Here is a 12,394-nt window from a genome sequence, read left to right as displayed (position 1 = left end):
CCCCGGCCCGGGGGAGCACCCCCTGCGCGGTCAGCTCATGTGGTGATGTCCGGAATGGTTGGTCCCGGTCTCGACATCACCGCCGAGCCGGCCGCGCAGCGCGTTGACCACGCTCTCGTCACCCACGGCGACCCACTTGCGGCCCACCAGATAGGCGCCGCCGTAGTCCTTGGCCTCGTTGATCCACTCCCGCTGGCCGCGGTCCGTGGCGAAGGTCGCCAGCACATAGCGGCCGTCCGCGGTGGCGCAGTTGGCCTGGCGCAGCTCGGCGGCGTCGGTGGAGATCCTCGGCTTGCAGGCGGCCCGCTCCGCGATCTGTTCGAGGGTTCCGCCCGCCGTCTTCGGAGTGTCGTGGCCGCTCCCGCCGCAGCCCGCGGCTAGGGTCACGACCGCGGCCGTGAGGGCCGCTCGTACAAGGTTGCGCATACCCCCATCGTGCCTCCAACCACCCCTTTCCCGTGGGCATTTGGCCATTTCAGTGGCCCCTTCGCCAGCCATCCGCCGCACGCCTCCCATGCGCTCCGCACGCATCTGCCGCCACCCCCGCGACACGAGGAGCGCCGCGCCGAATGACCGAGCTGTCGAGACGTACGGTGCTGGGCGCGGCGGGGGCGTTCGGCGCCGGGACCGGGCTCCTCGCGACCCCCGCCCCGGCCGGCGCGGCACCGGCCCCTCCCCCGCCCCCGGCCTCCCCCTCGCCCGACCTGGACGCCGGGCCCGCCCGCGCGGCCCTGGAGCGGCTGGTGCCCGGCCACGCCGACCGGATCCGGCTGGTCGCGCTGGCGGGCGGCGGCCCGGACCGGTTCCGGGTCACCGGTTCCGCCGGGCGGCTGGAGATCGCGGCGACCGGCCCGGCCACCGCGCTCACCGGTCTGCACTGGTACCTCAAGGAGACCCGCACGGCCCATCTGACCTGGGCGGCCGGGCGGACCGAACTGCCCGGCACCCTGCCCGCGCCCGCCCGGCCGGTGGAGCGCACCGCCACCGTCCCGCACCGGTTCGCGCTCAACGACACCCACGACGGCTACACCGGCCCGTACGCCGACTGGCCGCGCTGGGAGCGGCTGATCGACGTCCTGGCGCTGCACGGCTGCAACGAAGTACTGGTGACGGTCGGTCAGGAAGCCGTGTACGAGCGGGTGTTGCGGGAGTTCGGCTACTCGGACGCGGAGGCGCGCGGCTGGCTGCCCGCGCCCTCGCACCAGCCGTGGTGGCTGCTCCAGAACATGAGCGGCTACGGCGGGCCGCTCTCGCCCGCGCTGATCGCGCGGCGCGCGGAGCTGGGCGCGCGGATCACCGCCCGGCTGCGGGAGCTGGGGATGCGGCCGGTGCTGCCGGGCTGGTTCGGGACCGTCCCGGACGGCTTCGCGGACCGCAACCGGGGCGCCCGGGTGATCCCGCAGGGCGAGTGGAACGGGCTGCGGCGCCCCGACTGGCTGGACCCGCGCTCGGCGCTCTTCCCCGAGGTGGCCGCCGCCTTCTACCGCCACCAGGGCCAACTCCTGGGCGACGCGCGCCACTTCAAGATGGACCTGCTGCACGAGGGCGGCACCGCCGGGGACGTGCCGGTCGCCGACGCCGCCCGGGCCGTCGAGAAGGCCCTGCGGACCGCGCGGCCGGGCGCGGTGTGGGTGATGCTGGGCTGGCGGGCCAATCCGCCCCTGGAGGTCCTGGCGGCGGTCGACACCTCCCGGGTCCTGGTCGTCGACGGGCTCTCCGACCTGGCCTCGGTCACCGACCGCGAGCGGGACTGGGGCGGCGCGCCCTACGCCTTCGGCTCCATCCCCAACTTCGGCGGTCGCACCACCCTGGGCGCGTGCACCCACCGCTGGAGCGAGAAGTTCGTCCGGTGGCGGGACCGGCCCGGCAGCACCCTGGCCGGGACCGCCTACATGCCGGAGTCCGCCGAGCGCGATCCGGCCGCGTTCGAGCTCTTCAGCGAGCTGGCCTGGCGCGCCGAACCGGTCGACCGCGAGGGCTGGTTCCGCTCCTACGCGGACCTGCGCCTCGGCGGCGCCGACGGCCACGCGCGCGAGGCGTACGCGGCGCTGGCCGCCACCGCGTACCGGCTCGGCACGGCCGACGGGCGGCCGGTGGACTCGCTGTTCACCCGGCGCCCCTCGCTCACCGCCTGGTCCGGCACCGCCTTCGACCCGGCCCGGTTCGACCGGGCGCTGGTGGAGCTGCTCGCCGTGGCGCCGGGGCTGCGCGGCTCGGACGCCTACGCGTACGACCTCACCGACGTGGCCCGCCAGGCGCTGGCCAACCGCTCCCGCACGCTGCTGCCGCAGCTGCGCCGCGCCCACGAGGACCGGGACCCGTCCGCCTTCCGCGCCCTGAGCAGGCTGTGGCTCAGGCTGATGCGGCTGGCCGACCGGATGTCGGGGTGCCACCGGGCGTTCCTGCTCGGCCCCTGGCTGGCCGACGCCCACCGGTTCGCGACGGACCCGGCGGAGGCGGCCCGCCTCGAACGGACGGCCCGCGCCCTGATCACCACCTGGGCGGGCCGCCCGGCGGCGGTCCACCTCAGCAACTACGCGGACCGCGACTGGCAGGGACTGCTGATGGACGTCCATCTGCCGCAGTGGCGGGCGTACTTGGACGACCGGGCGGACGCGCTGGCACACGGCGCGGAGCCGCGCGCGTTCGACTGGTACGAGGGCGAGGAGGCGTGGACACGGCGGCGCGGGAGGTATCCGGTGGCGCCGACCGGCGACCCGTACCGCACGGCGCGCCGCGTCCACGACGTCCTGGCCGCCGCGCCCTACCAGGGCGCGCTCACGGTCACCGCCGACCCGCCGCGCCTCGCCCCCGGCGCCACCGGCACCCTCACCGCGACGCTGCGCAACCTCAACGGGCTGCGGGCCACCGGACGCGTCGGCTTCGCGCTGTCCGGCCCGGACGCGGCGCCGCCGGGCACCGCGTGGCTGCCACGGATCCCGGCGGGCGGCGAGGGCGCGGCGCGCTGGCGGATCACCGCGCCCGCGGGACCCCCGCGGGCGGTGCCGTACGAGGTGCGCGCCGCGTACGGCCCGGACGGCGAGGACCCGGTGACGGTGGTGCGGCGGGGCGAGGTGCGGGCGGCACCGGGGGGCGGAGCAGGCACCTGACGCGTCCGCCGGGCGGGCGGGGCCCCGAAGGCGGTGCCGAGGCGAGTCCGGTCGAGACGTGTCCCCGCGCGCGCCGGGGCGGGCCCCGCCGATGCCGGAGCCGGTCCCGAGATGATCTCGGCCCGGAGCGTTCGCGGCGCGGGCGTGGCCGGGCCGCACGAGTGACCATCGCACCATTCGCTCGTTTTGCTGAACGTGGCCCCGCCCCAGGACATCCTCAACCGTCCCGCACCCGTCGGCATCGAGCAGGCCGAAGCCGCTCTCGTCGAGCACTATCCACGGCTGACCCGGCTCGCCTACCTCGTGCTGCCGCCCTCCCTCGGGCGCAACCGCCGGGTGCTGACCGCGCACGCGCTGGTGCAGCGGTCGCTGCCGCGGGGCCGGGGCGACGGGGGCGTCGACATCCCGGCGCCCCGGCGGGCGGACCCGGGGTACGGATTCGTCCGGCGGCAGGTGGTGCGCCAGGCGCTGGAGGCCGGGCTGCCGCTGCGGCGCCGGGCGCTGCCCAAGCGGGCCCAGTTCCCGCCGCTGCTGCCGCAGGTGTGGGGCCTTCGGCTGTTCCCGCGCTCGGGCGGCGCCGATGAACTCGCCCTGGACCAGCGGCTCTCCGCGCTCAGCGGGCCCGGCCGCGCCGCGTTCGTGCTGCGCGGCCTGGACCGGCTCTCCGACACCGAGCTGCGGCGCGAGCTGGCGGCGGTCGGGGTCGAGGACCCGGACGCGGCCGTCGAGGAGGCCGGGGAGCCGGCGGAGTCGGCCGCGCTGCTCGACTCCGCCGAGTTCGACCCCTGCTCGCTCCAGGCCCGGCCCACCGACCTCATGCGCCGACGGCAGCACATGAAGGCCGCGCTGGTGGCCACCGCCGCCGTCGTGGTCTGCGGCACGCTGCTCGGGCTGCCCGGGGACGGCTGGGGCCCGGACGGCCCCGCAGCTCCCGCGTACGCGCGCAACCCCGCCGCCGAGGCCGCCCTCGACCCCGCCCATGTGCTGCGGGTGGGACCGGCCGTCTGGCGGACGTCGGACCGTACGGACTTCTCGGTCTGGCCGGTCCGGGGCGCCCTCGCCGACGACAGCGGCCTGCTGCGGCGCGCGCTGGCCGTCTGGGCCCGGCCCGGCCGTTCCGTGCAGGTCTCCGCGACGCCCGGGACGCCGTCGGGGCCGCCGATGGGCGCGCCCCAGCTCCTCTTCGCGGGGCGGGTCGACCGGGTCAGGGTGGTGCTGTTCCACGACGGCCTGCGGATCACGAGGTACGCGGAGCCGGTGGACTCCACCTCGGGCGCGGCCCTCGACTTCGCGCGCGTGGACGGCGCGGACCAGGCGTCCGCCGAGGCGCTGGTGGTCGGCCGGATCGACGGCAACGTCCGCTATCTGACCGCCCCCTGGGTGCGGGAGGCGTCCGTGCGGGACCTCCTCGCCCCGGCCGCCGCGCCCCGCCCCCTCAAGCGCGACGGGGACGGGGTGACCGCCCCGCTGGTGTCGCCCGCGCAGGCCCGCGACTGCACCTCCTGGGACGTGCTCCAGCTGCGCGACGACTCGGGCGCCCGGCTGCTCACCGACCTCGGCGAGCTCGCCCCCGCCCGGCTGACCTGGGGGGCGCCGGGCGCGGCCCGGGACGTCACGGCCCCGGCGGCCCGCGACGCCTGGGCGCGGACGGCCTGCCTGCTCCCGACGGTCCGCTCGCACGGCGTGCGCACCGTCAACTCCTGGGAGTTCGCCCGCCAGCCGCTGCCCGAGGCGAACGGCACGGCGGCCTGGCTGTGCACCCGGGCCGACACCTGGTCCGGCACGGACAGCCGGGTGCTGGCCCAGTTCCAGGCCCCGGCGCCGCGCCCGGCCCCGGCGGGGGCGGTGGCGGCGCGCGCCGACGGTTCCCCGGCGTGCGGGACGCACGAGCCGAGGGTGCTCGCCGGGGTGCTCTGGAAGTCGCGCGGCGGGCACTGGTACGTGCTGGCGGCGGGCAGCGAGGACCTGGCGCGGGTGGCGGTGTCCGGCGGGGTGGAGGCGTCCGAGCGCGGCCAGCTGCTCGCGGTGCGCACCCAGGAGGGCGCCCGTGCGCAGCTGACCGGCCGACTGGCGGACGGCACCGAGGTGGGCGCCCTGCGCTGACCGCGCGGCCGTTCCGTACGAACAACTCCGCGCACAACCCTGTTGCCAGACCTCTACCCGTCAGTACATTGACGCCATGTCTAATACGCCGCAGCCCGCTCCGGTGGTCTCGGAGCACATAGAGCTCAAGGCCCGGAACGTCTCGTTCGAGTGGGAGAAGACCCCCCTGCACTGGGTCCCCGGGGACCCCTTCACCGGCCACACGATCAATGTGCTGCACCTGCTGCTCCCGGCGGGCGAGCGCTGGTTCGTCCACGTCTACAAGCAGGTGCTGCCGTACATCCGGGACGACCGGCTGCGCGAGGACGTGATCGGGTTCATCGGCCAGGAGGCCACCCACTCGGCCGCCCACGACGACGTGCTCCCCCACCTCAAGGCGCTCGGCCTGGACCCCACCCCGTACACCGCGCAGGTCGACTGGCTCTTCGAGAAGCTGCTGGGCGACCGGACCCTGCCGCCGGGGCGGGCGCGCGAGTGGTGGCTGATGGAACGGGTCGCCACGATCGCCGCGATCGAGCACTACACGGCGTTCCTGGGCGACTGGATCCTCAACGCCGACGCGCTGGACAAGCGGGGCGCGGACGCGGTGATGCTGGACCTGCTGCGCTGGCACGGCGCCGAGGAGGTCGAGCACCGCTCGGTCGCCTTCGACCTCTTCCTGCACGTGGACGGCGGCTACCGGCGCCGGGCACGCACCTGGGCGACCGCGTTCACCGCACTCGTCTTCCTGTGGCAGCGCGGCGCCCGGTTCTTCATGGAGAACGACCCGACGCTCCTCGACGGCAGGGCGACCTTCCGCGACTTCCTGCGCGCCGGACGCCAGGGCACCCTGCCCGCGCCCTCCGCGATGCTGAAGTCCATCCCGCGCTATCTGAGCCGTTCGTACCACCCCTCCCAGGAGGGTTCGACCGCGCAGGCGGTGGCGTACCTGGCGAGTTCGCCCGGCGCGGGCGGGGGTCGCTGACATGCCCCGTACCGGTTCCGTGGTGCTGGCCGCGGGGGCGGCCCTGCTGGTGCGGCGGGCGGTGCGCCGCCGGATCGCCGCCTCCCCGCTGTGGCCGCTGCCCGCGCTGGAGACCCCCGTCTCGGGGCAGGGCGCGCGGCGGGTGCCCTCGATGCGGCTGACCGTCGCCGAACGCACCGCGCCCGCCGAGGGCGTGGCCCTGCTGCGCCTCGAATCCCCGGCGGGCGGGCCGCTGCCCGAGTGGCGGCCCGGCGCCCATCTGGACCTGGTGCTGCCGTCCGGTCTGGTCCGCCAGTACTCGCTCTGCGGCGACCCCGCCGAGCGCGGCGCGTACACGGTCGCCACCCGGCTGATCGAGGACGGCCGGGGCGGCTCGCGCGAGGTGCACGCGGCGCTGCGCGAGGGCGCCGAGCTGCTGGTGCGCGGGCCGCGCAACCGCTTCCCGCTGGCCGACGCGCCCAGTTACGCGTTCGTGGCGGGCGGCATCGGCATCACCCCGGTCCTGCCGATGGTGCGCGCGGTGGCGGCGGCGGGCGGCGAGTGGCGGCTGCTGTACGGCGGGCGTTCGCGCGCCACCATGCCGTTCCTGGACGAGATCGAGAAGCTGGGCGCCGACGGCGACCGGGTCACCGTGGTCGCCGAGGACGAGTCGGGACGGCCCGACCCGGCCGCGTTCCTCGCCGGTACGGACGAGGGCGCGGCGGTGTACTGCTGCGGGCCCGAGCCGCTGATGGACGCGGTGGGCGCGGCGCTGCCCGAGGGGCGGACCCTGCACCTGGAGCGGTTCACGCCGGGCGCGAGCACCGCGCAGCTGGGCACCTTCGAGGTCGAACTGCGGCGCACCGGCCGCACCCTCACGGTCCCGGCGGGCCGTTCGGTGCTGGCGACCGTCCGCGACGAACTGCCCGACCTGCCGTACTCGTGCGAGCAGGGCTTCTGCGGAACCTGCCAACAGCAGGTCCTGGAAGGGGAGATCGACCACCAGGACGAGCTCCTCACCGACGCGGAGCGGACGGACTCGATGCTGATCTGCGTATCCCGCTGCCAGGGACCGAAACTCGTGCTCGACCTGTAGGTACTCTGTTCGCATGACGACCGGGGTAAGGCGCAGGATGGGCGTCGAGGAGCGCAGGCAGCAGCTGATCCGGGTTGCGCTGGAGCTGTTCAGCCACCGCTCCCCCGACGACGTCTCGATCGACGAGATAGCGGCGGCGGCCGGGATATCGCGGCCGCTCGTCTACCACTACTTCCCCGGCAAGCAGAGCCTGTACGAGGCGGCGCTGCGGCGGGCCGCCGACGAGCTGGCGGGCCGGTTCGTGGAGCCGCACGAAGGGCCGCTGGGGGCCCGGCTGCTGCGGGTGATGGGCCGCTTCTTCGACTTCGTGGAGGGGCACGGCCCCGGGTTCGCGGCGCTGATGCGGGGCGGGCCCGCCGCCTCGGCGGGCGGCTCGACCACCGCCAACGCGATGATCGACGAGGTGCGGCACGCGGCCTACCTCCAGATCCTGGCCCACCTCGGCGTCCAGGACCCGCCCGCCCGGCTGGAGTTGGTGGTGCGGTCCTGGGTCTCGCTGGCCGAGTCGACCGCGCTGATCTGGCTGGACGGGCGGCGGATCCCGCGCGGCGAGCTGGAGTTGCAGCTGGTGCACGACTTCGCCGCGCTGACGGCGGTGAGCGCGGCCTACGACCCGCAGATGGCGGAGCTGGTGCTGCGGATGCTCGCGGACGAGCCGGCCGACGGGCCGTTCGGAGACCTGGTGGCCCGGCTGCTGGCGCTCGCGCCGCCCGCCTGACCGCGCCGCCGCCCGGCGGCACCCGTACCGTGATCACCATGACGACCCCGACCGCCCCGCTCTCCTTCCGCCGCGCCACCGAGTCCGACGTCGCCGTGCTCGTCGGCCTCTACGACGGCGCCGCCCGCTGGATGCTGGACACCGGCATCGACCAGTGGCGGCCCGGCGACAAGGACGCCGCCCACTTCCGGGCCCGGATCGCCGACGGCGAGGTGTGGCTGGCCCTGACCGCAGGGGGCGCGGTGGCCGGGGCGTACGAGCTGTGGTGGCGGGACGAGCCCGCCTGGGGCGTACGGCCCCCGGAGGCGGGCTATGTGCACCGGCTGATGACCGACCGCGCACTGGCGCCGGCGGGCACCGGCCGGGCCCTGCTCGCGCACGCCGAGCGGCGGATCGCGGACGCCGGACGGGCGCTGGCCCGGCTGGACTTCAAGGCGTCCAGCCCGGGGCTGCGGGCCTTCTACGAGCGGGCCGGGTACGCGGTCGCGGGCGAGCAGCCGTTCAAGGCGGGCGGGAGCGGCAGCGCCTACGCGGTGGTGCTGATGGAGAAGCGGCTCGGCCGGGAGCGGCCGGGGTCGGCTGCGGGGCCGGTCAGCCAAGGCCGGTGAGCCGCAGGGCCAGCAGCGCCACGTCGTCCTCGCGGCTGCCGAACGCGTCCAGCAGGGTGTCGCACAGGGCGCCGGTGCCGCCGGTGGCGAGGGCCGCGATGCGGCGCAGGCGCTCCATGGAGACCGCGAGGTCGGTGCCGCGCGTCTCGATCAGGCCGTCCGTGACCAGCAGCAGCACGTCGTCGGGGCCGAGTTGGTGGAGGTCGGCCGGGGGGCGGGCCAGGCCGAGGCCGAGCAGCGGGCCCTGCACGTCCAGATAGGCGGTGGCGCCGTGGCGGATCACCAGGGGCGGGATGTGGCCCGCGTTGGCGATCCGGGCGCGGCCCGTCAGCGGGTCGATCAGCGCCAGGCAGACGGTGGCGGTGGCCTCGGGGTGGTAGAGCTGGAGCATCCGGTCGAGGCGGCGGACCAGGACGGCCGGGTCGCGCTCGTCGGTCGCGTACGCCCGTAACGCGTGGCGCAGTTCCACCATGACGGTGGCCGCGTCCAGCGAGTGGCCGACCACGTCCCCGACGCCGACCAGCAGGCCGTCGGGGGTGGGCAGCGCGGTGTAGAAGTCGCCGCCGATCTCGGCGCGGGTGGAGGCGGGCACATAGCGCACGGCGACGTCCGCGCCGGGCAGCGTGGGCTGGTGCTGGGGCAGGAAGCTGCGCTGGAGGGTGAGCGCGACGTGCCGCTCCTCGGCGGCGGCGCGCAGCGACTCGGCGGCCCGTGCGGTGGCCTCGGCGAGATGGCCGAGCAGCGCCCGGGTGTCCCGGCCCGTGGTCGCGTGGGCCGGGGCGGCCAGACAGACGGGCGGCTGGTCGGCGCGGGCCCTGGCCAGTATCAGCCGGGCGTCGCCGTGGTCCTCGCCGGTCGGCAGCACCCCGGAGGGCCACAGCGGGGCGGGCGCGATCCGTGACCGCACCCCGGTGCAGCCCGCCATGGCCCGCTGGAGCAGCAGGGCGACGGCGCCGGCGGTGGCTTCCGGTCCGCCGCGCGGCGGACCGCCCGCGTACAGCGTGCCGTCGGTGCCGGAGACGAAGGCGGCGCACCGGCAGCGGACCAGCGCGGAGGCGGCGGCCGACGCCGTGTCGGCGAGCTCCTGCGGGCAGCCCGCCGCGTACAGCTCGGCGGTGGCGGTGGCGAGCCGGGCGAGGCGGCCCGCGCGGGCGTCGGCGTCGTGGCGGAAGCGGGCGCCGCGCAGGGCCGCGCGGACCACGGCCTGGATCTCCTCGGGCTCCACGGGGACGGCGAGATAGGCGTCGGCGCCCGCGTCCAGGCCCCGGGTGCGGTCGCGCAGGGTGGTGGCGGCCGAGAAGTGCACCACGGGCATGGTGGCGATCTCGGGGTGCGCCTTGATCCGGCGGCACAGCTCGAAGCCGTCCATGTCGGGCAGGCCGACGTCGAGGAGGGCCGCGTCGGGCAGGGCGCCGTTCCTGACCCGGGTGTCGAGTTCGACCAGGGCCGCCGAGGCCGTCGCGAGCGGTACCACCGTGTGCCCGGCCCGGCGCAGGACCGCGCCCATGGCGTAGCGGTTGGCGTCGATGTCGTCGACGACCAGCACGGTGGTGTCGTGTATCGGGTTCACTGCGCATCCCCCGTGGGGCCGACGGCCCGTGGGTGTCGTGCGGCCTGGGTGACGGGTATGCACCACACCGTATCGCCTGCCCCGCCCACCGGGGCGGAACGTCAACTTCCCTGTGCGAAATCACCCTTGAGGGCATAGTTGAGCCCGTGGTCGACCCCGGCCCGGATCCCCCGGCGGTACGCGCTGTCGTACGCGGAGTCGCCCACCGCCGCCCGGGCCCGCCGCTCGCACTCCTCGCGCACGGCGGTCAGCCGGGGCGCGCCCATCTGGGCCTTGCCGACGGTGCGCCAGTACTCCTGGCCGATGCCCAGCACCAGCGCGCCCTGCTCGCCCTCGCCCCGGGCGGCCAGCGCGCACGCCAGCAGGTCGAGGCCGATCGCGATGCCGAAGCTGTCGTGCAGCAGCCGCTTGCCCGCGAGCATGGCGCGGGTGTGCTCGACGGCCTCGGTGGCGCGGCCGAGGGCCAGCGCGGTGACGGCGAGCATGTAGTCGGCGTAGGCCCGCATCCAGCGTTCGCCGTGGGCGGCGCACAGATCGCGCAGCCAGGTGGCCTCGGCGGCGGCCTCGGGGTAGCGGCCGAGGTTGTTGAGGGCGTAGATGCGGGCCAGCGCGCACAGTACGAGGCCGGGCGAGAACTCGGCCTCGGCCGAGTCCAGGGCCGGGGTGCACACGTCGAGGGCGCCCTCGGCGTCGCCCGGCATCAGGATGGCGCCGCCCAGCAGATAGGCCGCCCGCAGCCGGGACTCGGGGTCGCTCGCGGTGGTGGCGCACCGGCGGGCCAGCCGCAGCGCGGTCTCCATGTCGCCCTGGAGGAAGGCGGTCATGCCGAGGGCCCACTCGGCGCGGTGGCGGCGCGGGCCGGGCTCGGGGTCGAGGTCCAGGGCGCGTTCCAGAAAGCCCCGGCCCTCGCGCAGGTGCCCGCAGCAGAACCAGAAGAACCAGAGCGAGGAGGCCAGGTCGAGGGCGGCGTCGAGGTCGGTGGCGAGCAGGTGGTCGAGCGCGGTGCGCAGGTCCGCGTGTTCCGCCGAGAGCCGTTCGTACCATCCGACCTGGTCGGGGCCCAGCCACTGGGCCTCGGCCTCGTGGACCAGCCGGCGGCAGTGGTCGGCGTGCCGGTCGGCCACGGCCGCCTCCTCGCCGAGTTCGGCGAGCCACTGGCGGCCGTACTCGCGGATGGTGTCCAGCATCCGGTAGCCGGAGCGGCCCCGGTGCTCGGTGGCCCGGACGACGGACTTGGCGGCGAGGCCCGCGAGGGCGGTGGCGACGCCGTCGGCGCGCAGCGGCCCCCCGGTGGCCACCTCGCGGGCGGACGCCAGGTCGAAGGTGCCGGTGAACACGGAGAGCCGGGCCCACAGCAGCCGTTCGATGGGGGCGCACAGCTCGTGGCTCCAGCCGATGGTGGTGCGCATGGTCTGGTGGCGGGGCAGCCGGGTGGAGCGGGTGTCGGCGAGCACCTCGAACCGCGAGTCCAGCCGTTCGGCGAGCTGCTCCACCGTCCACAACCGCATCCGGGCGCCCGCGAGTTCGATGGCCAGCGGGATGCCGTCGAGGCGGCGGCAGACGGCGGCGGCGGCCTCGGCGCGGGCCGGGGTGTCGAAGGATCTGGGCGAGAGGTGCGGCACGGCGTCGGCGGCGCGCTGTTTGAAGAGGGTGAGCGCGGCGCCCTCGGGGGGCAGCGGGCCCAGCGAGAAGACATGTTCCTCCGGTCTGCCCAGGGATTGCCTGCTGGTGGCGAGGACGGTGAGCCCGGGCGAGGTCTGCAGCAGCTCGCCGATCAGGTGTCCGCAGGCGGAGACCATGTGCTCGCAGGTGTCCAGGACGAGCAGCAGCCGTTTGTCGGCGACCCAGGTGCACAGCGCCTCGGCGGCGGTGCGGGTGCTCTGGTCGGTGACCCCCAGGTGGTCGGCGACGGTGGCGGCGAGCAGCTCCGGGTCGTACAGCGGGGAGAGCTCGACCCACCACACCCCGTCGGGGCTGAGGGCGGCGCGCTCCCGGACGGCCCGCAGGGCGAGGCGGGACTTGCCGACGCCGCCCGGCCCGGTGATCGTGACGAGCCGGTGGCCGCGCAACAGCCCGTCTATGGTGGCCAGTTCAACCGTCCGGCCGACAAAGCTGGTGCTCTCCGCTGGCAGATTCCCCAACACGCGCACAGTCTGGACCAGGGAATGACCCGGTCCGGACACCATCCCGTCGTTCAACCAGAAACGGTCGCAAAGAGTCCGGGAGCGATCGCTGAATGGCTCTTT

The 12,394-nt window shown here is 75.8% G+C and carries 8 protein-coding genes and 1 pseudogene; 6 read left to right on the top strand and 3 right to left on the bottom strand.

The features are described 5' to 3' along the window. Window positions 1–30 precede the first annotated feature (30 nt). Window positions 31–426 (bottom strand): hypothetical protein, encoded by a 396-nt coding sequence (locus AB5J87_RS25085; RefSeq protein ID WP_369379469.1) that lies wholly within the window; start codon window positions 424–426, stop codon window positions 31–33. 143 nt (window positions 427–569) lie between these two features. On the opposite strand from AB5J87_RS25085, the pseudogene AB5J87_RS25080 reads away from it, so the two are divergent. The 6 genes and pseudogenes from AB5J87_RS25080 to AB5J87_RS25055 form a co-directional block, all read left to right on the top strand. After that, window positions 570–3,059 (top strand): annotated as a pseudogene (locus AB5J87_RS25080) (alpha-N-acetylglucosaminidase TIM-barrel domain-containing protein); the annotation flags it as partial. A 237-nt stretch (window positions 3,060–3,296) separates the two neighbouring features. Beyond that, window positions 3,297–5,213: a hypothetical protein gene (locus AB5J87_RS25075; RefSeq protein ID WP_369379467.1), complete on the top strand. Its 1,917-nt coding sequence runs from the start codon at window positions 3,297–3,299 to the stop codon at window positions 5,211–5,213. Window positions 5,214–5,289: 76 nt separating this feature from the next. Beyond that, window positions 5,290–6,177, top strand: coding sequence for a metal-dependent hydrolase (locus AB5J87_RS25070; RefSeq protein WP_369379466.1), 888 nt, complete (start codon window positions 5,290–5,292; stop codon window positions 6,175–6,177). A gap of 1 nt (window position 6,178) precedes the next feature. After that, window positions 6,179–7,252: a 2Fe-2S iron-sulfur cluster-binding protein gene (locus AB5J87_RS25065; RefSeq protein WP_369379465.1), complete on the top strand. Its 1,074-nt coding sequence runs from the start codon at window positions 6,179–6,181 to the stop codon at window positions 7,250–7,252. Window positions 7,253–7,265: 13 nt separating this feature from the next. Continuing rightward, the gene (locus AB5J87_RS25060; protein ID WP_369379463.1) at window positions 7,266–7,970 is read left to right on the top strand and encodes a TetR/AcrR family transcriptional regulator; all 705 of its coding nucleotides are present in this window, start codon (window positions 7,266–7,268) and stop codon (window positions 7,968–7,970) included. Window positions 7,971–8,008: 38 nt separating this feature from the next. After that, window positions 8,009–8,578, top strand: coding sequence for an N-acetyltransferase family protein (locus AB5J87_RS25055; RefSeq protein ID WP_369379462.1), 570 nt, complete (start codon window positions 8,009–8,011; stop codon window positions 8,576–8,578). On the opposite strand, the gene AB5J87_RS25050 is transcribed toward AB5J87_RS25055, so the two are convergent. Together AB5J87_RS25050 and AB5J87_RS25045 are read right to left on the bottom strand one after the other, a co-directional pair. Further along, window positions 8,562–10,148 (bottom strand): SpoIIE family protein phosphatase, encoded by a 1,587-nt coding sequence (locus AB5J87_RS25050; RefSeq protein WP_369379461.1) that lies wholly within the window; start codon window positions 10,146–10,148, stop codon window positions 8,562–8,564. The two genes, AB5J87_RS25055 and AB5J87_RS25050, sit on opposite strands and share 17 nt — an antisense overlap. Window positions 10,149–10,249: 101 nt before the next feature. After that, the gene (locus AB5J87_RS25045) at window positions 10,250–12,292 is read right to left on the bottom strand and encodes an NB-ARC domain-containing protein (RefSeq protein ID WP_369379460.1); all 2,043 of its coding nucleotides are present in this window, start codon (window positions 12,290–12,292) and stop codon (window positions 10,250–10,252) included. Window positions 12,293–12,394: the final 102 nt, after the last annotated feature.

Source organism: Streptomyces sp. cg36, from assembly GCF_041080675.1.
Taxonomy (GTDB): Bacteria; Actinomycetota; Actinomycetes; order Streptomycetales; family Streptomycetaceae; genus Streptomyces.
The sequence above is the reverse complement of the archived record's forward strand: the minus strand, read 5'-3'. Positions and strand labels throughout refer to the sequence as shown.

Coding starts and splice junctions, on each gene's coding strand:
- AB5J87_RS25085 (WP_369379469.1), bottom strand. CDS start 426: ATGCGCAACCTTGTACGAGCGGCCCTCACGGCCGCGGTCGTGACCCTA.
- AB5J87_RS25070 (WP_369379466.1), top strand. CDS start 5,290: ATGTCTAATACGCCGCAGCCCGCTCCGGTGGTCTCGGAGCACATAGAG.
- AB5J87_RS25065 (WP_369379465.1), top strand. CDS start 6,179: ATGCCCCGTACCGGTTCCGTGGTGCTGGCCGCGGGGGCGGCCCTGCTG.
- AB5J87_RS25060 (WP_369379463.1), top strand. CDS start 7,266: ATGACGACCGGGGTAAGGCGCAGGATGGGCGTCGAGGAGCGCAGGCAG.
- AB5J87_RS25055 (WP_369379462.1), top strand. CDS start 8,009: ATGACGACCCCGACCGCCCCGCTCTCCTTCCGCCGCGCCACCGAGTCC.